The following is a 22,487-nucleotide window of genomic DNA, read 5'->3' as shown; positions in this document are numbered from 1 at the left end:
GGTGTGTTCGTACGCGTGGCCGGATGCGTACGCCTGCCAGGTACCTCTTGGTGAAAAACCGTATCCGCACAGTAAAGGTCGGGCGTAAGCTCCGGCATATGCGCAATGCGGTTTCCCGGGCAGGCACATCGGCGGAGGGTGAAACGCGATGAACGACAGCGGTGCCCTGCTCTCATGGCTGGTCATACGTCAGGACGACAACGGCAACCGCTACCGGGTGGGCCGGTACGCCACCCGGGCCGAGGCCCAGAAGGTCGTCGACAGCCTCGACGACCGAGGACACAAGCAGGTCTACTGGGTCGAGCGGGTCGGTCAGGGCTCCCAGACCGCGACCACGAACTGAGCGACGTCCCGAGCGGATCACCGGGCGCCGGGGCTGTCGGCGCGCTGACATAGGCTCCGCCCATGACTGTACGCGTGGTCGTGGGCGGAGCCCTTTGTCATGACGGGCGCCTGCTCGCCGCCCGGCGCAGTGCGCCGCCCGAGCTGGCCGGCCGGTGGGAACTCCCGGGCGGCAAGGCCGAACCCGGCGAGACGGTCCCCGAGGCGCTGGTGCGCGAACTGCGCGAGGAACTCGGCGTGGAGACCGAGGCGCTGGAGCGGATCCCGGGCGAGTGGCCGCTCAGGCCCGGCCTGGTCCTGCACGTGTGGACGGCCCGGCTGGTGTCCGGGGTCCCGGAGCCGCTGGAGGACCACGACGAACTGCGGTGGCTCGGCCCGGACGAACTGGACTCGGTGGACTGGCTCGACCAGGACCGCCCGGCGGTCGCCGAAGCCGCCCGCCGCCTCTTTCTCCACCCGCGCGAGTAAGCACCTTCGGCAACCCGCGCCCCGGACCCGAACCGAGCCCCGGAAAAAGAAGGGGGCGCACGGCGGCTCACCCTGTAGGCCGTCTGCGCCACAGTGCGCCGGTGACCGGGGGAAGGGGTGGTACGAGGCCTCGGATATCGGGTATGTCGCTATTAATCCCTATCTCGTCTCCGAAACGTCCCTGCTGAACCCGACTGGGGCCGCCGCGGCCCGGGAAGTGATCGGCGTGATCGACACAGACGGTGAGTGCGCCGAGTGGGCCTTCCCCGCCGAGCCCGGTGCCGTCCGCACCGCTCGCCACGCCGTGCGCGGAAAGCTCCGCGCCTGGGGACTGGATTCCGTGGGCGACGTGACCGTTCTGCTGGTCAGCGAGCTGGTGACCAACTCCCTGCGCTACGCCTCCGGCCCCATCGGGGTCCGCTTGGAGCGGCGCGACCGCGCCGCCGGGGACACCGCCTCGGGTCCGGCGCTTATCGTGGAGGTTTCGGATCCGCTTCCGGATCCGCCCCGCGAGCGGGTCGCGAAGCCGGAGGACGAGAGCGGCCGGGGCCTGCACCTGGTGGCCGTCTCCGCCCGGCGCTGGGGGACCCGGCACGGGAAGTCGGGCAAGACTGTGTGGTTCGAGTTGGCACTTCCTGGTGAGTAACAAGGTGAAGGGTGGCCGACCACCATCCAGAATGGCTCAAAACAACGGGACCTTTTTGTGATCGTGAACGCCGTGCCGTCCCGGGCCGTGGTGCTGAATACTTCGGTCATGGCCGGTCCGGTTGCGGTGAGCTGGAGGGGACGGTCGCGTGAGCGAGATACCTGCACAGGCACATCAGGCCCGCGTGAGCGGGGAGGCGTGGCACGACTCCCTGTGGCACAGCAGCCCGCCTGGCTCGATATATGACTACATAAGGGTCGCGTCGTTCTCGATCGGCCCGGGCGGTCTCATCGACCAGTGGAGCCTGCGTGCCGAGGAACTCTTCGGCCTGACCGCCGGCCAGGCGGTGGGACGCGATCCGGTCGACGCCTTCATGCCGCCGGAGCTGCGCGCCGGCGGCCACCGCAAGGTCGCCGAGATCCTCGACGGGGAGGAGTGGACCGGTCTCATCCCCTTCCGCATCCCCGACGGGAACGGTGCGCACGGGGTCGCGGAGATCTACGTGATGCCCACGCGGACGGAGACGGGCCGGCGGGCCGCCCTGTGTGTCGTCGTCGACGTACGCGCGCTGCGCCGGATCGAATCCGATCTCGCTGCCTCGCAGGCCATATTCGGTCAATCTCCCTTCGGCTTCCTGCTGTTCGGTACGGACCTCACGGTGCAGCGCGCCAACCGCCGGTTCGCCACCGTCTTCGGCGGCGCGGCGGAGGAGCACCGGGGCCGCACGGTCCACGACTACCTGCCGCCGCACGAGGCCGACCGGATGGCCGAGGCCCTGCGACGGGTGCTGGAGACGGGCGAGTCCGTCAACGACCTGAGGATCACCGGCGCCACCCCGCGCAGCCGGGAGGACCGCCACTGGTCGATCAACCTCTACCGGGTGCACGACGGCACCGGCGGCCCCATCGGCATCGCCGGCATCGGCATCGACGTCACCCGGCGCCACCTCGCGGCCCGCGAAGCCGCCGGGGTCCGGCGCAACCTCGCCCTCCTCAACGAGGCCGGGCACCGGATCGGCAACTCCCTCGACCTGGAGACCACCGCCCGAGAACTCCTCGACGTCACCGTTCCCGGCTTCTGCGACCTGGCCGCCGTCGACCTCTACCAGGGACTGCTGCTCGGCGACGACGACCGGCCCGCCCGGCCCCAGGGCCGGCGTCGGGGCATGCCGGCCCTGCCCGGTCAGGGCTCCGGGCGGGCGCCGTCCGCGCCGCTGCGGCGGGTGGCCTTCGCCTCCGCCGTGTCCGACGCCCCGCTGTCGGGGCCGGGCGCGCCGGTCTCGGTGGGCGAGACCCACCGCTATCCGCCCGGGTCGCCGGGCGCCCTGGCCCTGCGGACGGCCCGGCCCCGCCTCGTCGAGGCCGCCGGTTCCGACGACCTCGTGCAGTCGACGCTGGTCGTGCCGATGCTCGCCCACGACACGGTGGTCGGCCTCGCGCAGTTCTCGCGTACGAAGGGCAGCGAACCGTTCGGGGAACGCGACCGGGCGGTCGCGGTGGAACTGGCCGCGCGGGCCGCCGTCTGTATCGACAACGCCCGCCTCTACCGGCGCGAGCACGAGCGGGCCCTGATCCTCCAGCGGAGCCTGCTGCCGCCCGGGGACCCCGAGGCGGCAGGGCTGGACATAGCCTGCCGCTACCTGCCCGGGAACGCGGCGACCGAGGTCGGCGGCGACTGGTTCGACGTCATCGAACTGCCCGGCCACCGCACGGCCCTGGTCGTCGGGGACGTGATGGGCCGTGGGCTGCGCGCCGCCGTCGCGATGGGCGAACTGCGGACCGCCGTCAGGACCCTGGCCCTGTTGGACCTGGAACCGGCCGAGGTGCTCTCCGCCCTCGACGAGGTGGCCCGCGGCCTCGGCGCGCCGGGCGGCTCACAGCAGGCGTCCCGCGCCGCGCTGCATTCGAGGGACGCCGACCGCTCGGAGGTCTACCTCGCCACCTGCGTCTACGCCGTCTACGACCCGGTGACCCGGCGGTGCACGATCGCCAACGCCGGCCACATGCCGCCGGTCCTGGTCGAACCCGCCGAGGAGGGCGCCCCGCCGCGCCCCGGGCTGCTGCTGGAGGTGCCGACCGGGATGCCGCTGGGGGTGGGCGGCGAGCCGTTCGAGGAGGTGGAGGTCGACCTCCCCGAGGGGGCGCTGCTCGCGCTCTACACCGACGGGCTCGTCGAATCGCGCGACCACCCCTTGGAGGAGGGGCTGAGCGGACTGCGCGAGGCGCTGGCCGACCCGGCGCGTCCGCTGGAGGAGGTCTGCGACCACGTGCTGAACACCCTGGAGACCCGGCACGGCGAGGACGACATCGCCCTGCTGATGGCACGGGTGCAGGGGCTCCCGGTGGACGCGGTCGGGGATTGGCAGTTGCCGCGCGAGGCCCGGTCGGTGGGGCGTGCCCGGGAGCTGGCGCGGGCGAAGCTGCCGGCGTGGGGCCTGGAGGGGCTGCTGGACACCACCGAACTGCTGGTGAGCGAGCTGGTGACCAACGCCCTGCGCTACGGGGAGGGGGAGATCCGGCTGCGGTTGCTGCTGGACCGCACCCTGGTGTGCGAGGTGTGGGACGCGAACCTGGCGCAGCCGCGCCGGCGGCGGGCGCGCGACACCGACGAGGGCGGTCGCGGTCTCCAGCTGGTCGGGCTGCTGTCCGCCGGGTGGGGCACGCGGCGGACCCACCGGGGCAAGACCGTGTGGTTCGAACTCCCGCTCCCGGGCGCCGCCGCGGAACCGGTGACGGAGCTGTCGGCCGAACAACTGCTCGGCATGTACGGGTAGCCGGGCCGGCGGGGCAGATGGGTGGGTCCGGTCCGGGCCGGCGCTACCGCCGCGGCCCGGCAGCGCGCGAGGTCGGATCGCGCGTGCCGGGCCGCGCCGGGTCGCCCGGAGACGGTCAGGAGGTTTCCGAACGCCGGCGGATCTTGTTCCCCAGCCACACCAGCGGGTCGTACTTGCGGTCCACCGCGCGCTCCTTCAGCGGGATCAGCGCGTTGTCGGTGATCTTGATGCCCTCGGGGCAGACCTCCGTACAACACTTGGTGATGTTGCAGTAGCCCAGTCCGTGTTCCTCCTGCGCCGTGCGCTTGCGGTCCAGCCCCTCGTCGGCGGCGGCGTCCAGCGGGTGCATGTCCAGCTCCGCCACCCGCATCAGGAACCGCGGACCGGCGAAGGAGCTCTTGTTCTCCTCGTGGTCACGCACCACGTGACAGGTGTCCTGGCACAGGAAGCACTCGATGCACTTGCGGAACTCCTGCGAGCGCTCCACGTCCACCTGTTGCATCCGGTACGCGCCCGCCGCCACCCCCGGCGGCGGCACGAAGGCCGGCACCTCCCGCGCCTTCGCGTAGTTGAAGGACACGTCCGTCACCAGGTCGCGGACCACCGGGAACGCCCGCAGCGGGGTCACGGTGATCGTCTCGTCCCGCGCGAAGGTGGACATGCGGGTCATGCACATCAGCCGGGGCCGGCCGTTGACCTCCGCGCTGCACGAGCCGCACTTGCCCGCCTTGCAGTTCCAGCGGACGGCGAGGTCCGGGGCCTGCGTGGCCTGGAGCCGGTGGACGATGTCCAGCACCACCTCGCCGTCGTTCACCTCGACGGTGAAGTCCCGCAGGTCCCCGCCCTCCGGGTCGCCCCGCCAGATCCGGAAGCGGGCGTCGTAGGTAGTCACTCGGAGAGCTCCTCTTCGGCGAGGTACTTGGCCAGCTCGTCCTTCTCGAAGAGGGCGAGCAGATCGGGGCGTACGGGTTCGGTACGGGTCCGCTCCAGGCGGATCCGGTCCGCGGCCGGGTCGTCCCCGGGCCCCGGCTCGACCAGCCGGCACAGCAGGTTCACCGGCCGCCAGTCGCGCTCCATCGACGGGTAGTCCTCGCGGGTGTGGCCGCCGCGGCTCTCCGTGCGTTCCAGGGCGGCGCGCGCCACGCACTCGCTGACCAGCAGCATGTTCCGCAGGTCCAGTGCCAGGTGCCAGCCCGGGTTGAACTGGCGGTGGCCCTCGACCCCGGCCCGCGCGGCCCGCGCCCGCAGTGTGCGCAGCCGCTCCAGCGCCTCGGCCATCTCGCCCTCGCGGCGGATGATGCCGACCAGGTCGTTCATCGTCGTCTGGAGTTCCTGGTGGAGCGTGTACGGGTTCTCCGCGCCCTCCTCCGCGTGGAAGGGGGCCAGCGCCTCGGCGGCGGCCGCGTCGACCTCCGCCTGGGAGACGGCGGGCGGCGCGCCCGGACCGGTCGAGTACCGCGCCGCGTGCAGCCCCGCCCGCCGGCCGAACACCAGCAGGTCGGAGAGGGAGTTGCCGCCGAGCCGGTTCGAGCCGTGCATGCCGCCCGCGACCTCGCCGGCGGCGAACAGCCCCGGTACCCCGAGGGTGGCGGCGGTGTCCGACTCGACCGCGATCCCGCCCATCACGTAGTGGCAGGTCGGTCCGACCTCCATCGCTTCCGCGGTGATGTCGACGTCCGCCAGCTCCTTGAACTGGTGGTACATCGACGGCAGCCGCCGCTTGATGGTCTCGGCGGGCATCCGCGTGGACACGTCCAGGAACACCCCGCCGTGCGGTGAGCCGCGTCCGGCCTTCACCTCGGAGTTGATGGCCCGCGCCACCTCGTCGCGCGGCAGCAGCTCGGGCGGGCGCCGGTTGTGGTCCGGGTCCTCGTACCAGCGGTCGCCCTCCTCCTCCGACTGCGCGTACTTCTCCTTGAACACGTCCGGGATGTAGTCGAACATGAAGCGCTTGCCCTCGCTGTTGCGCAGCACCCCGCCGTCGCCGCGCACCGACTCGGTGACCAGGATGCCCTTCACCGAGGGCGGCCAGACCATGCCGGTGGGGTGGAACTGCACGAACTCCATGTTGAGCAGCGGGGCCCCGGCGAGCAGGGCCAGCGCGTGGCCGTCGCCGGTGTACTCCCAGGAGTTGGAGGTCGTCTTGAAGGACTTGCCGATCCCGCCCGTGGCCAGCACCACCGCCGGGGCCTCCAGCACGAAGAACCGGCCGGTCTCGCGCTCGTAGCAGAAGGCCCCCGAGACCCTGTCCCCCTCGTCGGGACCGCGATCCAGCAGAACGCGGGTGACCGTGCACTCCTGGAAGACCTTGAGCCGGGCCTCGTAGTCCCCGAACTCCTTGAAGTCCTCCTGCTGGAGCGCCACGATCTTCTGCTGGAGGGTGCGGATCAGCTCCAGACCGGTCCGGTCCCCGACGTGGGCGAGGCGTGGGTACTCGTGGCCGCCGAAGTTGCGCTGCGAGATCTTCCCGTCGCGGGTCCGGTCGAACAGGGCGCCCCAGGTCTCCAGCTCCCATACCCGGTCGGGCGCCTCCTTGGCGTGCAGCTCCGCCATGCGCCACTGGTTGAGGAACTTCCCCCCGCGCATGGTGTCGCGGAAGTGCACCTGCCAGTTGTCGCCCTCGTTGACGTTGCCCATGGAGGCGGCGATCCCGCCCTCCGCCATCACCGTGTGGGCCTTGCCGAAGAGGGACTTGCAGATCACGGCCGTACGGGCGCCGCGTTCGCGGGCCTCGATCGCGGCCCGCAGCCCGGCGCCGCCCGCGCCGACCACGACCACGTCCCACTGCTGTCGGTCGACTTGAGCCATGTCAGAAGATCCTCGGGTCGGTGAAGGCGCCGCTCGCCACCAGGTAGACGTACAGATCGCACAGGGCGACGCTGATCAGCGAGGCCCACGCGAGCTGCATGTGGCGGGCGTTGAGCCGGCTCACCCAGCCCCACAGGCGGTAGCGGACGGGGTGCTTGGAGAAGTGCTTGAGGCGGCCGCCGATGATGTGCCGGCAGGAGTGGCAGGAGAGCGTGTAGGCCCAGATCAGCATGATGTTGACGACGAACAGCAGCGTGCCGAGGCCCATGTGGCCCCACTCGTAACGGCTGTTGCGGAAGGTCAGCACCGTGTCGTAGGTGAGGATCGCCGCGACCGGGAGCGCCGCGTAGAAGAAGTACCGGTGCGCGTTCTGCAGGATCAACGGGAAACGGGTCTCGCCCGTGTACGCGGTGTGCGGCTCGGCGACCGCGCAGGCGGGCGGCGAGGCCCAGAAACCCCGGTAGTACGCCTTCCGGTAGTAGTAACAGGTCAGCCGGAAGCCGAGCGGGAAGATCAGGATCAGCAGCGCGGGGGACAGACCCCACCAGCTCCCGAACAGGTCCAGGTTGGGGCCGCCGCGCATGGTCCGGCAGTTCTCCGCCAGACAGGGCGAGTAGAACGGCGAGACGTAGGGGGCCGCGTAGTAGTCGGCGTTCGCGAAGGCCCGCCAGGTGGAGTACGCGATGAAGGCGAGCAATCCGGCCGCGGTGCCGGCGGGCGAGAGCCACCACCGGTCGGTCCGCAGGTGACGGGCCGCGATGGCGGCCCGGGAGGGTTCGTGGACACCGCCGGCCCGAGGGGGCCGGTGGGATGGGGGCAGGTCCGTGCCTGTGGCCAAGGGGGACTCCGGGTGGAGTGAAGAGGGGTGGCCCGGGAGACCCGGCCGCGTACTGCGGCGGCCGGGTCTGATGGGGTGGGTGTGCGGGGGAGTATGCCGGGTCAGGGGGCCCGGCGGTCGCGGGCTCCTAGGCCCTCGTCGTCGGAATCCGTCCACAGCGTGCTGTCGTACGGGGTGTCCGGGACGCTGACCATGCCCTCTCGGCCGGCCGGCCCGGAGGCGGCCGGGGCCTGGCGGGCGACATCCTGTTCCAGCCGCTCGACAGAGCGGACCAGCTCGTTCAGATTCCGTCGTACGGCGGTCAAATCGTCTTGCAGGGACATGACGTGCCCTCACTTCCGCGCGTGCGGTGGCAATGCTCCTGGGCGCCTGCGAGTGTCGCGCTTCCCTTCCCCCGTTGTGAAGGGACGTGCAGCGATTGCGGGCGCGCAGGCGCGATGTGTGCGCCCCTCCCTGCCCCCATTCTCATCCCTCGTACGGGGGAACGCCCCTCAAGCCGATGCCCTCGGGAACACCGTGCCGCAAGGGGATTGGTCCGCACGGGTGGGGTTCGCGGCGTGGCGCGGTCCCCCTCCGGGGCACCCGGCGGGCCGTCGATTTCAGTGGGTTTCGCAGGCAGTGTGATCAGCTCCATATACCGCCAAATTGATCAAGCTTCACGCTCAGGCTCCGCCCACGCCCCGCCCCGGAGGTACCACCCATGACCCAGAGAAGGCGCAGGTCCTTGGCGCTGCTGACCTCGGGAGTCCTCGCACTGCCGCTGCTCGCGGGATGCGGCGCGGGTGAAGACGAGGGCGGTCCGGTCGCCGCCGGCCAGGACATCGCCGCGACGGCCCGCGACCGGGTCGCCGACGGCGGCGTGCTGCGCTGGGCCGTGGACGCCCTGCCGGAGACCCTGAACACCTTCCAGGCCGACGCCGACGGCACCACCGCCCGGATCGCCGGGGCGGTGCTGCCGCAGTTGTTCACGCTCGACGACAAGGGACGGCCGGTGGCCGATCCCGACTACCTGGAGAAGGCGGAGATCGTCGAGCGGGAGCCCAAGCAGGTCGTCCTGTACAAGCTGAACCAGCAGGCGGTGTGGAGCGACGGCCGCGAGATCGGCGCCGCCGACTTCGTCGCCCAGTGGCGGGCCCTGAACGGCAAGGACTCGGCGTACTGGACCGCGCGCAACGCGGGCTACGACCGGATCGAGAAGATCGAGCGCGGCAAGACCGACCTGGAGGTGAAGGTCACCTTCGCCAAGCCGTACACCGACTGGCGCTCGTTGTTCAGCCCGCTCTACCCGAAGCAGGTCACCGGCACCCCCGAGTCCTTCAACGAGGGCGCGCGCGGCGCCCTCAAGGTCACCGCCGGACCCTTCAACCTCGGCACCATCGACAAGAAGACCGGCACGGCGGCGCTGACCCGCAACGCCCGCTGGTGGGGCCGGCCCGCCAAGCTGGACAGCCTCGTCCTGACCGCCGTTCCGCGCTCCGAGCGCCCGGCCGCCCTCGCCGCGGGCCGGCTCGACATGGCGGAGGTCGACCGCGCGGGCGCCGACCGGATCGCCCTGGCCCAGCGGGAGGCCGGCCAGGGGAGCGGCGCGCACGGCCCCGGCGCCTCGATGACGGCCGCGGAGGCCACCATGTCCTGGGCGCTGGCGTACGGCGCCGACGAGAACAAGGCCCGGGAGGAGCAGGAGACCCGGGCCAGGAACGCGGACGCGGCCAAGAAGTACGCCGACGAGCAGGCGGCCCTGCGCACCTTCATGGTCCGCAAGTCGCTGGAGCCCGCCTACACACAGCTGGCCATGAACGGGGCCTCCGGTCCCCTCTCCGACGAGCGGGTCCGGCGCGCGGTGGCCCGGGCCATCGACCGCAAGGCCCTGGCGGAGACCGTACTGAAGCCGCTCGGCCTGCCCGCGAAGCCCGTCGGCAGCCACCTGGCACTGGCCGGGCAGCGCGCGTACGCCGACAACAGCGACGCCCTCGGCGGCCAGGACACCCAGGCGGCCCAGGCGCTGCTGGCCGACGCGGGCTGGCACCGGGGCGGCAAGATCAAGGAGCCGTCGGGCGCCAAGGCGGGCCCGGAGGGCGAGGACGGGGTCGTCGCGAAGGACGACGGCAAGACCCCCTCGGGCCCCGGCACCGGCAACGACGGCCTTTACATCGTCGGCCAGGACGACCGCAACGGCGACGACAAGCCCGCGGGCGCGGGGCACGGCGTCCGGGCGGGCCGGCCCGGCGACCACCGGGCCCGCGGCGGTCTGCGGAGCGCGGGCATGCTGCCCGCCGAGGCGAGCCTGCCCGAGGGCCTGTACGCCCCGGACGGGGAGATCGTCGACGCGGACCGCTTCGCGCCGGACGCCACCGCCGGCCGGCCCTCGCCGGTGCTCGCCCCGGCCCCCCTCGCGGTCCAGCAGGAGCAGGCGCTGCTGGCCCAGGCGACGAAGGTCATCGACGACGCCAAGCGGGCCGCGGCCCGCGACGGCCAGGACGGCGCGGACGCCAAGGACGGCGCCGACGCCAAGGACCCGGCCCCCGCGCCCGAACCGGCGAAGGTCAGCCCGGCCCCGGCGGCCCCGGCCAAGCAGAACCGGGCCGGCGCCCCGCTCGCCAAGGACGGCAAGCCCCTGACGTTGCGGTTCGTGCTTCCCGCGGGCCCCGGCTCGGAGGCGCTGCGGACGGTGGGCGAGCGGATCTCGCAGATGCTCCGGAAGGTCGGCATCCAGACCGAGCTGACCAAGGTCGCCGACGAGAGCTTCTTCAAGGACCACATCGCCTCCGGCCAGTACGACCTGGCGCTCTACTCCTGGCCCGCGACGGCCTACCCGGCCACCGACGCCCGGCCCATCTTCGCCAAGCCGGCGCCGGCCGCCGACGGATCGCTGCTCGTGGAGCAGAACTACACCCGGGTGGGCACCGACCACATCGACCAGCTCTTCGACCAAGCGCTCGGTGAGCTCGACGAGGAGCAGTCGCGCGAGCTGATCCGCAAGGCGGACGCGCGGATCTGGGCCGCCGCGGGGTCCATCCCGCTCTACCAGCGTCCTGAGCTGGTGGCCGTCAAGCCGAACCTGGTCAACGCGGGCGCCTTCGGCCTCGGCACCCCCCGCTTCCAGGACATCGGCTGGAAGAAGCCGGGCGCGGCCCCGGAGAAGAACGGAAAGAAGTAGCAACCTCAGATGTGACTCAATTGCCTTGCCCGCCGGACACCCGGCGGGCAAGGTCGTGGATACCCGTTGACCCGCGTTGATCCCAGGCGAATGCGGGCGACTGCCAGGGTCGCGGCACCCCACTCCACACCCGCCCCCGCTCAGTCGTCCGGCCTCTTGACAGACCCCACGGCATGCGGTTCCCGCCATTCGACGTACCATGGGGTAAGGCCGTGGCAGGTTTCCGCCCGGCTCAAGGCTCGCGTGCCGGACCGTACGCGCCGCCATCCACGATCCCGGGAGAAGCGCCGAAGTGCCCACGCGCCACGACATCCGTAACGTCGCCATCGTCGCCCACGTCGACCATGGCAAGACGACCATCGTCGATGCCATGCTCAAGCAGGCCGGTGCCTTCGCCGCCCACCAGCACCTCGACGACCGCATGATGGACTCGAACGACCTGGAGCGTGAGAAGGGCATCACGATCCTCGCCAAGAACACGGCGGTGAAGTACCACCCCAAGGACGGCGGGGCGCCCATCACGATCAACATCATCGACACCCCCGGCCACGCCGACTTCGGTGGCGAGGTCGAGCGCGGTCTGTCGATGGTGGACGCCGTCGTCCTCCTGGTGGACGCCTCCGAGGGTCCGCTGCCCCAGACCCGCTTCGTGCTCCGCAAGGCGCTCCAGGCGAAGATGCCGGTCATCCTCTGCATCAACAAGACGGACCGCCCGGACTCGCGGATCGACGAGGTCGTCAACGAGACGTACGACCTCTTCCTGGATCTGGACGCGACCGAGGAGCAGATCGAGTTCCCGATCGTCTACGCCTGTGGCCGTGACGGCATCGCCTCGCTGACCAAGCCGGAGGACGGCACCGTCCCCGCCGACAGCGACAGCCTGGAGCCGTTCTTCTCCACGATCCTGGAGCACGTCCCGGCCCCGGTGTACGACGAGGAGGCCCCGCTCCAGGCCCACGTCACCAACCTGGACGCCGACAACTTCCTCGGCCGCATCGCCCTGGTCCGTGTCGAGCAGGGTGAGCTGCGCAAGGGTCAGACCGTCGCCTGGATCAAGCGTGACGGCACGATGTCGAACGTCCGCATCACCGAGCTGATGATGACCGAGGCGCTCACCCGCAAGCCGGCCGAGGTGGCGGGCCCGGGCGACATCTGCGCGGTGGCCGGTTTCCCCGAGATCATGATCGGCGAGACCCTGGCCGACCCGGAGAACCCGATCGCGCTGCCGCTGATCTCGGTCGACGAGCCGGCCATCTCCATGACCATCGGCACCAACACCTCGCCGCTCGTCGGTCGCGGCGGTACGGGCAAGGGCGCGGACGCCAAGTCCGCCGTCAAGGACCGCAAGGTCACCGCCCGCCAGGTCAAGGACCGTCTGGACCGCGAACTGGTCGGCAACGTCTCGCTCCGCGTGCTCGACACCGAGCGCCCGGACGCCTGGGAGGTCCAGGGCCGTGGTGAGCTCGCGCTCGCCATCCTGGTCGAGCAGATGCGCCGCGAGGGCTTCGAGCTGACCATCGGCAAGCCGCAGGTCGTCACCCAGGTGATCGACGGCAAGGTGCACGAGCCGGTCGAGCGCATGACGATCGACGTGCCCGAGGAGCACATGGGCGCCGTCACGCAGCTCATGGGCGTCCGCAAGGGCCGCATGGACAACATGTCGAACCACGGCTCCGGCTGGGTGCGCATGGAGTTCGTCGTCCCGTCGCGCGGTCTCATCGGCTTCCGTACGGAGTTCCTGACGAACACCCGCGGTACCGGTATCGCCCACTCGATCCACGAGGGCCACGAGCCGTGGTTCGGCCCGCTGGTGACCCGTAACAACGGTTCGCTGGTCGCCGACCGCGCCGGCGCGGTCACCCCCTTCGCGATGATCAACCTCCAGGAGCGCGGTGTGCTGTTCACCGAGCCCGGCACCGAGGTGTACGAGGGCATGATCGTCGGTGAGAACTCGCGCTCCGACGACATGGACGTGAACATCACCAAGGAGAAGAAGCTCACCAACATGCGTGCGGCTTCCGCGGACAACACCGAGAACGTGGTGCCGCCCCGCAGGCTCTCCCTGGAGCAGTCCCTGGAGTTCTGCCGCGACGACGAGTGCGTCGAGGTGACCCCGGAGGCCGTCCGCATCCGTAAGGTCGTCCTGGACCAGAAGGAGCGCTCGCGCACCGCGTCGCGTGCCAAGTCCGGTAAGTGACAGGCGAATTGCCCGAGCCCCGCTCCGGCGGCGGCTGAAAGCCGTTCGGTCGACCGGCCCCTCCCCTCACGATGTCCGTGAGGGGAGGGGCCGGTCGCTTTTGTCAAGCGGATTTATGTCGTCTGGTGTCCGCATACCGACCGTGACACTCCGGATGGTGAGCTAACCGTCCGTTTCGCACGTGTCTGTCTCCTATCCGTTTGTCCGGATTTCGGGTTTTCGCTATGCGGTGATGTTGTGAAAACGAGACCCCGTAAGTGTGGTTTACGGTGTGGGTGTCGCCGAGGATGGCTCCATTGAGCTCGGGTCAATGGGTCACACGCTGTGGGGAGCGTCGACTCACGAGCACACGACGGGACCGGATTTCGCTGTCAGGGGTGTCAGCGGGGGACGGCCCTTCACTATCGACAGTGACTCCTGAGGAGGCAATTACCCATGCGCGGAGCAACGAGCGCCAAGTGGGTCGTGGGTGCCGTCATCGTGGCGATGGCTGCCACGGCGTGCGGCGGTGGCGACAACAAGAAGTCTGACGGCGCGTCGGGCGGTACGTTCCGCTTCGGTATCACCGAGCCGACCGCCATCGACCCCGTGAACGCGCAGGAGTCCGAGGGCATCGTCATCGCCCGCGCGCTCTTCACCGGGCTGTACGACACGTCCAACGACGGCAAGCTGATCCCGAAGCTGGCCGAGTCCAGCACGCCGAGCGACGACGGCAAGACCTGGACGTTCAAGATCAAGGCCGGCACCAAGTTCACCAACGGTGAGCCGGTCGACGCCGAGGCGTTCGTCCGCGGCTGGACCCGTGTCTCCGCCAAGGCGTCCGCCTCCGACGTCTCGTACCACATGGCCGACATCGCCGGTTACGAGGACCTGCACACCGGCAAGAGCGACAAGTTCGCCGGTCTGACGGCCGTGGACGCCACCACCCTCAAGGTGGAGCTGTCCATCCCGGACTTCGAGTTCGTCAAGAAGACCGCGCACTCCGTCTTCAGCCCCGTGCCGAAGGTCGCCGGCGCCGGTGACAACAAGAAGTTCAACGACCAGCCCATCGGCAACGGCGCCTTCAAGATGACCGCTCCGTGGCAGCACAACACGTCGATCACGCTCGTCCGCAACGACGACTACGGCCTGGAGAAGGCGCACCTCGACAAGGTCGAGGCGAAGATCCTGAACCCGGCCCAGGGCAACACGCTGGAGTACCAGGGCTTCCAGTCGGGCCAGTTCGACTACGCCCGTATGCCCACGCCGCAGCAGACCGCGGCCAAGGCCAAGTACGACCCGCAGGGCGAGTGGATCTCCGGTGACTTCTCCGGGATCAACTACCTGGAACTCTTCAACCAGAACGCGCCCTTCAACAACCCGGACGCGCGCAAGGCGATCTCCTACGCGATCGACCGCGAGGCGATCACCAAGGGCGTCTTCCAGGGTCTGCAGAAGCCGGCCGCCGCGTTCCTGCCGCCGTCGTTCTCCGACGTCTACCAGGCCGGTGTCTGCAGCAGCTGCGTCAAGCAGGACGTCGCCAAGGCCAAGGAGTACGCCGAGAAGGGCGGCCTCAAGCCGGGCACCGTCGTCAACTTCGGCTACAACACCGGCGCCGGCCACGAAGAGTGGGTCCAGGCCGTCGCGCAGCAGCTGAAGGACGTCCTCGGCCTCGACGTCAAGCTGGACGGCAAGCCGTTCAAGGAGGCGCTGGCCACCCAGCAGGACAAGGCGACCTCCGGTCTGTGGCGTCAGGCGTGGACCGCCGACTACCCGACCGCGGACAACTTCATGACCCCCCTGCTGAGCACCACCGGCATCGGTGAGGACCCGACGACCGGCAAGGCGCAGGGCGACAACCGCGGCCGTTACTCCAACCCGGAGTTCGACAAGCTGCTCGTCACCGCCAAGGCCACCAAGGACGACGCCGCCCGCGCCGCCCTGTACAAGCAGGCGGAGAAGCTCGCCGTCGACACCGACCAGGGTGTCATCCCGCTGTGGCAGCGCACGCAGTACCGCCTGGCCAACACCAAGAAGTTCAAGAACATCAACATGGACTTCTACGAGGACCCGACCCTCGCGGAGATCTCGCTCAAGTAGCGGCCCCTCCACACACAAGCAGGTAAGCGAAGGCCGTGGGGACGGAGCAACTTCCTCTCTCCACGGCCTTCGTTCAGTCACGGGCGCACCCCTCTACCGGCGCCCGGCGGCGGCCCCTCTCCCGATCGGATGATGCCGCCCATTCCCACGCTCAGTATGTGAAGGAGGCATCGTGGGCAGATATGTGATCCGCCGGCTCGGGCAGATGGTGGTCGTCCTCTTCGGTGCGACGATTGTGCTCTTCTGCTGTCTTTTCATCCTCCCCGGCGACCCCGTGGGTTCGCTCGGCGGTGACAAGGCCCGCGACCCGGCTGTCATCGAACAGCTCAGGGAGCGCTACGGACTCAACGATCCGCTCCCCGTCCAGTACGGACACTTCGTGACGAACCTGGCCAAGGGAGACCTCGGCGAGGACTTCACCCAGCGCCGACCGGTGACGGAGATCCTGCAGCCCAAGCTCGTCAACACCGCCGAGCTGGCCATCACCGCCATCGTCATCGACATCGTGATCGGCCTCCTCGCGGGCCTGGTCGCGGCGCTGTTCAGATACTCGTTCTGGGACGTGCTGATCACGCTGCTCACGACGATGGCCGTCGGTTTCCCGTCGTTCGTCATCGGCATGGTGCTGCAGAAGGCGTTCGTCGTCGAACTGCAGTGGTTCCCGCTGATCTCCGACGGAACCGCCAACTCCCTGATCCTGCCCGCCTTCACCCTGGCGATCCTCGACGCCGCGCTGGTCGCCCGCCTCATGCGCGGCACCATGCTGGAAGTGCTGCGCGCCGACTACGTCAAGACGGCCGTCGCCAAGGGTCTGCCCCGGCGGACGGTGCTCTTCAAGCATGTGATGCGCAACTCGATCATCCCGGTCGTCACGTACCTGGGCATCTCGTTCGGAACGCTGCTCGGTGGTGCGCTCATCACCGAGGCGATCTTCAACTGGGACGGCATCGGACTCGCGCTCGTGCAAGCGGTCCAGCAGCAGAACAACCCGATCATCATCGGCGTGGTGAGCTTCGGCGTCGCCGTGTTCGTTCTGCTCAACCTGATCGTCGACCTCTTGTACGCGGTCCTCGACCCGCGCATCCGTCTCGCCTGATTCCAGGCAGCCTGTTCTAGGAGTCACTCCCATGTCCGAGCTCACCAAGAGCACAGCTGGGGCGGGGCCCGCTCAAACGGCGCCGGCCGCCCCCGCCGAGCCGGCGGTCGCCCGCGTCACGCAGTGGGGCGAGATCCGCCACCGCTTCCTGGCCAACAAGCTCGCGGTCGTCGGCCTCGCGCTGGTCGCTCTGCTGTTCCTGACCGCGATCTTCGCGCCCCTGCTGTCCCCGCACGACCCGTACGCCCAGGACCTGACCAACACGCTGCAGAGCCCGGGCGGGAACCACCTGCTGGGCACGGACGCGCTCGGCCGCGACCAGCTCTCGCGCATCCTCTACGGCACCCGTATCGCCGTCGTCGTCGGTCTCGCCTCGATCTTCCTGGCCTGCGTCATCGGCATCGTCGTCGGCGCGCTGGCCGGTTACTTCGGCCGCGGCACCGACTCGGTGCTGATGCGCATCGCCGATGTCTTCTTCGCCTTCCCGCTGCTCATCGGCGCCATCGTGATCATCATCGTGATGGGCCGCGGGGTGACGCCGGTGATCATCTCGCTGGCCGTCTTCTCCTGGCCGACGGTCTCGCGACTGCTGCGCAGTTCGATCCTGTCGGTCCGCGAGGCCGACTACGTGCTGGCGGCGCGCGCCCTGGGCGCCAACACCCGCCGGATCATCCTGCGCCACATCCTTCCCAACTCCATCGCCGCCGTGATGGCCTACGCCGCCTTCAACGTCGGTGGTGCCATCGTGGCCGAAGCCTCGCTGTCCTTCCTGGGCGTCGGTGTGAGCCCGGAGGAGCCGGAGTGGGGCAACATGCTCGCCGCCGCCAAGGACTTCATGGGCGTCAAGGACTACCTCTGGACGTACCCCAGCATCGCGATCGTGCTGACGGTTCTCGGCTTCGTTTTCGTCGGTGACGGGCTCCGCGACGCCCTTGACCCGAAGCTGCGCTAGAAGGGCGGCACCATCACATGACTACTTCAGGCATCACCGCAGAAGTGCCCCGACAGAGGGGCGAGGGCGCCGAGGGCCCCGTACTCGAAGTGCGCGACCTGCACGTCGAGTTCAAGACCCGCGAAGGCATCGTCAAGGCCGTCAACGGCGTCAACTACAGCGTGTCCTCCGGTGAGACGCTGGCCGTGCTCGGCGAGTCCGGCTCCGGCAAGTCCGTGACCGCCCAGGCGATCATGGGCATCCTCGACTCGCCCCCCGGGCGGGTCTCCCAGGGAGAGATCCTCTTCCAGGGCCAGGACATCCTCCGGCTCCCGGAGAGCGAGCGGCGCAAGCTGCGCGGTCCGAAGATGGCGATGATCTTCCAGGACGCGCTGTCGGCGCTGAACCCGGTCTTCTCCGTCGGCAACCAGCTGGGCGAGATGTTCCGCGTCCACCAGGGCATGTCGAAGAAGGACGCCAAGGCCAAGGCCATCGAGCTGATGGAGCGGGTCAAGATCCCGGCGGCCCGCAGCCGAGTCAACGACTACCCGCACCAGTTCTCGGGCGGTATGCGCCAGCGCATCATGATCGCCATGGCGCTCGCCCTTGAGCCGGACCTGATCATCGCGGACGAGCCCACCACGGCGCTCGACGTGACGGTCCAGGCCCAGGTCATGGACCTGCTGGCGGACCTTCAGCGCGAGTACAACATGGGTCTGATCCTGATCACCCACGACCTCGGCGTCGTCGCCGACGTGGCGGACAAGATCGCCGTGATGTACGCGGGCCGCATCGTCGAGCAAGCGCCGATCCACGAGCTGTACAAGCGCCCCGCGCACCCGTACACCCGAGGGCTGCTGGACTCGATCCCGCGCCTGGACCAGAAGGGCCAGGAGCTCTACGCGATCAAGGGGCTGCCGCCCAACCTGCTGAAGACCCCCTCCGGCTGCGCCTTCAACCCGCGTTGCCCGAAGGCGCAGGACATCTGCCGTACCGAGGTCCCGGCCCTGCTGCCGGTGACCGATCGGGACGGCACCGAACTGGTCGGCCGCGGCAGCGCCTGCCACTTCCGGGAGGAGCAGCTCCATGGCTGAGTTGGACAAGAAGGACGACGCCGTGGACGCGACCCCCGGCATCAGCGAGGTCGAGGTCGTCGACGCGGCGACCGAGACGGCGGCCCTGGCCGCCATCGAGGCGCCCGTCGACCGAGGTGAGCCGATCCTCCAGGTGCGCAACCTGGTCAAGCACTTCCCGCTGACCCAGGGCATCCTGTTCAAGAAGCAGATCGGCGCCGTCCGCGCGGTCGACGGGATCTCCTTCGACCTGCACCAGGGCGAGACCCTCGGCATCGTCGGCGAATCCGGTTGCGGCAAGTCGACCGTCGCCAAGCTGCTGATGCTGCTGGAGACGGCGACGTCCGGCGAGGTCTTCTACAAGGGCACGGACATCACCAAGCTGTCGGGCAGGGCCCTCAAGGCCGTCCGCCGCAACATCCAGATGGTGTTCCAGGACCCGTACACCTCGCTGAACCCTCGCATGACGGTCGGCGACATCATCGGCGAGCCGTTCGAGATCCACCCCGAGGTGGCCCCGAAGGGCGACCGGCGGCGCAAGGTCCAGGAACTCCTGGACGTCGTGGGTCTGAACCCGGAGTACATCAACCGGTACCCGCACCAGTTCTCCGGCGGCCAGCGTCAGCGCATCGGCATCGCCCGCGGCCTGGCGCTCAACCCGGAGATCATCATCTGCGACGAGCCGGTCTCCGCGCTCGACGTGTCGGTGCAGGCGCAGGTGATCAACCTGATGGCGAAGCTGCAGGACGAGTTCAACCTCTCCTACATCTTCATCGCGCACGACCTGTCGATCGTCCGGCACATCTCGGACCGCGTCGGCGTCATGTACCTGGGCAAGATGGCCGAGATCGGCACCGACACCCAGATCTACGACCACCCGACGCACCCGTACACGCAGGCGCTGCTGTCGGCCGTCCCGGTCCCGGACCCGGAGGCCCGCGAAGGCCGCGAGCGGATCATCCTCACCGGCGACGTGCCCTCCCCGGCCAACCCGCCGTCGGGTTGCCGCTTCCGCACCCGGTGCTGGAAGGCCGAGGACAAGTGCGCGACCGAGGAGCCGCTGCTGGCGGTCCCGGAGCGCTTCAAGACCGTGGACAGCCCGGCCGCCCACGAGTCGGCCTGTCACTTCGCGGAGGAGAAGGCCGTCCTGGCCGTCTGATCCCGCGAGGCGTACGTACACCAGAGCGCCCGGCACCGGATTCCTCCGGCGCCGGGCGCTCCGGCGTTCACGGCTCCGGCGTTCTCCGCTCCGCGAGGGGGCGGGGTCCTTCGGGGCGGGGCGGGGCCGGTGCGGGGCCGGCGACCGGCGAGCCGCGACGGGCGCACGGGCGCACGGGCGAAGGCGGTTGCGGCCGTGCCGGGGCGCCGCCGAGAGTGTCCGGATGACCGACACGCTGACCGTCCGCCCCGCCGGGCCCGGGGACGCCGCCGACATCTGCGCGCTGCTCAACGCCGTCGACGTGATCGAGATCGGTAGACCGGAGACGGACCTCGGCAGTGTCGAGGCCGACCTGCACCACCCCGGGACCAACCTCGCCACCGACTCCTGGCTCGCCTTCCAACGCGGCCGGCCCGTCGCCTACGCGCTGGTCCGGGCCGACTCCGGGCCGGGCAGGGTCGACGGCGACCACTACGTCCTGCCCGGCCACACCGCCGCGGCCCTGCGGTTGCTGGAGCCGATGGAGATCCGGGCCCGCCGGATGGCCGGCCCGGACCGGGGCGCCGTCCTGCGGCTTGAACTCAACGCGGAGCCGATCCTCCACCCCGGAGTCCTCGCCCGGCGCGGCTACCGCACCGTGCGCCGCCACCAGGTCATGACCCGCCCGCTGGATCCCGGTGGGGGAGCGGGGGGCGTCCCGGCCGGACTCACCCTGCGCCACTGCGGTACGGACGCGGCCGACCGGCGGCGGGCGCACGCCCTGGTCCAGGAGACCTTCGCGGCGCACTTCGGGCACGTGGAGCGCGCGTACGGGCCCTGGCTGGACCACCTCGACGCCCGGGACCTCGACTGGAGCCTGGTCTGGATCGCGACACTGCCCGCGCCGGGCGACGTAGCCGTCCTCCTCACCCGCGACGACCGCACCGGCATGGGCTGGATCAGCCACCTCGGCGTCCGCGAAGAGGTGCGCGGCCGGGGCATCGGCGGCTTCCTGCTGCGCCACGCCTTCGCCGTCTACGCCGGGCGCGGCCGGGACACCGTGGGGCTCGGCGTCGACACCGGCAACGAAACCGGCGCGTTGGCGCTCTACGAGGCGCACGGCATGAGACCGCACTACACCCTCGATACCTGGGAGCTGCGTTTGCACCCACAGGGGTGACGCGCGCGTATCGCCTGGGTGGAATCGGTCCAACCATGAGTGCTGAGGGCCCTCCCCGGGGTGACATTGGGGCCTACGTGGTTTTTGGGACCTAGGAGGCACTCCATGCGCGCAGCCACCCACGCCAAGTGGGCCGCGTGTGCGGCGGCCGTCGCCCTCGCGGCGACGGGTTGCGGCGGCGGAAGCGACAGCGGCGGGGGCGGCGGGGAGGCGGGCATCGTCAGCTCCTCCTGGGGTGACCCGCAGAACCCCCTGGAGCCGGCCAACACCAACGAGGTGCAGGGCGGCAAGGTGCTCGACATGCTCTTCCGGGGCCTGAAGCGGTACGACCCGAAGACGGGCGAGGCCGTCGACATGCTCGCCCAGAAGATCGACACGACCGACAGCCAGCACTTCACGATCAGCTTGAAGGACGGCTGGACCTTCAGCAACGGCGAGCCGGTCACCGCCCAGTCCTTCGTGGACGCCTGGAACTACGCGGCGGACGTGAGCCACAAGCAGAACAACGCGCCCTTCTTCGCCGACATCGTCGGGTACGCAGACCTGCACCCGGCCTCCGGGGAACCGAAGGCGAAGACGATGTCGGGACTGGTCGTCAAGGACGCGAAGACCTTCACGGTCGCCTTGAAGGCGAAGTTCTCCACCTGGCCCCAGACCCTCGGCTACCAGGCGTTCTCCCCGCTGCCCAAGGCGTTCTTCACCGACCACGCGGGCTGGCTGAACAAGCCCGTGGGCAACGGCCCGTACACGGTGGACTCCTACACCAAGGGCACCGGCATGAAGCTGCGCAAGTGGGACGGCTACCCGGGCCCTGACAAGGCCCAGAACGGCGGCGTGGACCTCAAGGTCTACACCGACAACAACACCGCCTACACGGACCTGATCTCCGGCAACCTCGACCTCGTCGACGACGTGCCCGCGCAGCAGCTCAAGAACGTCAAGAACGACCTCGGGGACCGTTACATCAACCAGCCGGCCCTCATCATCCAGACCCTCACCTTCCCCCTGTACGACGCCAACTGGGGCAAGGAAGGGATGGAGAAGGTCCGGCAGGGCATCTCCCGCGCCATCAACCGCGACGAGATCACCAAGCAGATCTTCCGTGAGACCCGCACCCCCGCCAAGGACTGGACCTCCCCGGCCCTCGGCGACAAGGGCGGCTTCAAGGACGTCTGCGGCGACCTCTGCACGTACAACCCGGCGGCGGCGAAGAAGATGATCCAGGACGCCGGCGGGGTCCCCGGCGGCAAGATCACGCTGACCTCCAACGTCGACACCGGCTCGCACCGCGAGTGGATGGACGCCGTCTGCAACAGCATCAACAACACGCTCGGGGAAGGCCCGGTGTGCACCGTCAACCCGGTCGGCACCTTCGCCGACTTCCGCAACCAGCAGAGCTCTTACAAGCTCACCGGCCCCTTCCGCTCTGGCTGGCAGGCCGACTACCCGCTGATCCAGAACTTCCTGCAGCCGCTCTACTTCACCGGCGCCTCCTCGAACTACGGCAAGTTCAGCAACCCGGACTTCGACAAGCTCGTCGACGAGGCCAACCAGGAGAGCGACTCCGCCAAGGCGATCACGAAGTTCCAGGACGCCGAGAAGATCCTCGCCGAGCAGATGCCGTCCATCCCCCTCTGGTACCAGAACGGCAGCGCCGGGCACTCGGAGAGGATCTCCGACGTCACCCTCAACCAGTTCAGCGTCCCGGTCTACAACGAGATCAAGGTCAGCTGACCCGCCTTCGGATCGAACCTGGAGCAG

17 protein-coding genes are annotated in these 22,487 nt (G+C 69.8%); 13 read left to right on the top strand and 4 right to left on the bottom strand.

Annotated features, from left to right (window positions below):
• Positions 1–148 precede the first annotated feature (148 nt).
• The 4 genes from ABZ934_RS08210 (at position 149) to ABZ934_RS08195 (ending at position 4,229) form a co-directional block, all read left to right on the top strand.
• Positions 149–343: an SPOR domain-containing protein gene (locus ABZ934_RS08210; RefSeq protein WP_361309961.1), complete on the top strand. Its 195-nt coding sequence runs from the start codon at positions 149–151 to the stop codon at positions 341–343.
• 62 nt (positions 344–405) lie between these two features.
• The gene (locus tag ABZ934_RS08205) at positions 406–810 is read left to right on the top strand and encodes a (deoxy)nucleoside triphosphate pyrophosphohydrolase (protein WP_361309958.1); all 405 of its coding nucleotides are present in this window, start codon (positions 406–408) and stop codon (positions 808–810) included.
• A gap of 217 nt (positions 811–1,027) precedes the next feature.
• Positions 1,028–1,456 (top strand): ATP-binding protein, encoded by a 429-nt coding sequence (locus ABZ934_RS08200; protein WP_361309956.1) that lies wholly within the window; start codon positions 1,028–1,030, stop codon positions 1,454–1,456.
• 157 nt (positions 1,457–1,613) lie between these two features.
• On the top strand, positions 1,614–4,229 hold the full coding sequence (locus ABZ934_RS08195; protein WP_361310322.1) for a SpoIIE family protein phosphatase: 2,616 nt from the start codon (positions 1,614–1,616) through the stop codon (positions 4,227–4,229).
• Between the two features lie 115 nt (positions 4,230–4,344).
• On the opposite strand, the gene ABZ934_RS08190 is transcribed toward ABZ934_RS08195, so the two are convergent.
• The 4 genes from ABZ934_RS08190 to ABZ934_RS08175 all read right to left on the bottom strand — a co-directional run bounded on the left by ABZ934_RS08190 (position 4,345) and on the right by ABZ934_RS08175 (position 8,198).
• Positions 4,345–5,121, bottom strand: coding sequence for a succinate dehydrogenase/fumarate reductase iron-sulfur subunit (locus tag ABZ934_RS08190; RefSeq protein ID WP_361309954.1), 777 nt, complete (start codon positions 5,119–5,121; stop codon positions 4,345–4,347).
• Entirely contained in the window at positions 5,118–7,037 is a 1,920-nt protein-coding gene (locus ABZ934_RS08185; RefSeq protein ID WP_361309951.1) for a fumarate reductase/succinate dehydrogenase flavoprotein subunit, read from the bottom strand. Before ABZ934_RS08185 ends, ABZ934_RS08190 begins: the two co-directional genes overlap by 4 nt.
• Position 7,038: 1 nt before the next feature.
• Positions 7,039–7,875, bottom strand: a complete 837-nt coding sequence (locus ABZ934_RS08180) for a hypothetical protein (RefSeq protein ID WP_361309949.1) — start codon at positions 7,873–7,875, stop codon at positions 7,039–7,041.
• Positions 7,876–7,976: 101 nt separating this feature from the next.
• A complete protein-coding gene (locus ABZ934_RS08175; protein ID WP_361309946.1) occupies positions 7,977–8,198 on the bottom strand; it encodes a hypothetical protein in 222 nt (73 codons plus the stop codon).
• Positions 8,199–8,575: 377 nt separating this feature from the next.
• On the opposite strand from ABZ934_RS08175, the gene ABZ934_RS08170 reads away from it, so the two are divergent.
• The 9 genes from ABZ934_RS08170 to ABZ934_RS08130 all read left to right on the top strand — a co-directional run bounded on the left by ABZ934_RS08170 (position 8,576) and on the right by ABZ934_RS08130 (position 22,460).
• Positions 8,576–11,032, top strand: a complete 2,457-nt coding sequence (locus ABZ934_RS08170; protein ID WP_361309943.1) for an ABC transporter substrate-binding protein — start codon at positions 8,576–8,578, stop codon at positions 11,030–11,032.
• 292 nt (positions 11,033–11,324) lie between these two features.
• Positions 11,325–13,229: a translational GTPase TypA gene (gene typA / locus ABZ934_RS08165; protein ID WP_361309940.1), complete on the top strand. Its 1,905-nt coding sequence runs from the start codon at positions 11,325–11,327 to the stop codon at positions 13,227–13,229.
• A 435-nt stretch (positions 13,230–13,664) separates the two neighbouring features.
• Positions 13,665–15,308: a peptide ABC transporter substrate-binding protein gene (locus ABZ934_RS08160; protein WP_361309937.1), complete on the top strand. Its 1,644-nt coding sequence runs from the start codon at positions 13,665–13,667 to the stop codon at positions 15,306–15,308.
• A 172-nt stretch (positions 15,309–15,480) separates the two neighbouring features.
• Positions 15,481–16,404: an ABC transporter permease gene (locus tag ABZ934_RS08155; RefSeq protein WP_361309934.1), complete on the top strand. Its 924-nt coding sequence runs from the start codon at positions 15,481–15,483 to the stop codon at positions 16,402–16,404.
• A 31-nt stretch (positions 16,405–16,435) separates the two neighbouring features.
• Positions 16,436–17,356, top strand: coding sequence for an ABC transporter permease (locus ABZ934_RS08150; protein ID WP_361309931.1), 921 nt, complete (start codon positions 16,436–16,438; stop codon positions 17,354–17,356).
• A 17-nt stretch (positions 17,357–17,373) separates the two neighbouring features.
• Positions 17,374–18,429 carry an ABC transporter ATP-binding protein gene (locus ABZ934_RS08145; protein ID WP_361309928.1) on the top strand — a complete coding sequence of 352 codons (1,056 nt, stop codon included), beginning with the start codon at positions 17,374–17,376 and terminating at the stop codon, positions 18,427–18,429.
• On the top strand, positions 18,422–19,567 hold the full coding sequence (locus ABZ934_RS08140; protein ID WP_361309925.1) for a dipeptide ABC transporter ATP-binding protein: 1,146 nt from the start codon (positions 18,422–18,424) through the stop codon (positions 19,565–19,567). Before ABZ934_RS08145 ends, ABZ934_RS08140 begins: the two co-directional genes overlap by 8 nt.
• A 223-nt stretch (positions 19,568–19,790) precedes the next feature.
• Positions 19,791–20,726: a GNAT family N-acetyltransferase gene (locus ABZ934_RS08135; protein WP_361309922.1), complete on the top strand. Its 936-nt coding sequence runs from the start codon at positions 19,791–19,793 to the stop codon at positions 20,724–20,726.
• 105 nt (positions 20,727–20,831) lie between these two features.
• Positions 20,832–22,460, top strand: a complete 1,629-nt coding sequence (locus tag ABZ934_RS08130; RefSeq protein WP_361309919.1) for an ABC transporter substrate-binding protein — start codon at positions 20,832–20,834, stop codon at positions 22,458–22,460.
• The last annotated feature ends 27 nt before the right edge of the window (positions 22,461–22,487 follow it).

The sequence above is a fragment of the Streptomyces sp. NPDC046557 genome (genome assembly GCF_040645975.1).
Lineage (GTDB): Bacteria > Actinomycetota > Actinomycetes > Streptomycetales > Streptomycetaceae > Streptomyces.
Note: the sequence above shows the minus strand (reverse complement) of the source record. Positions and strands in the feature narration are given on the sequence as shown.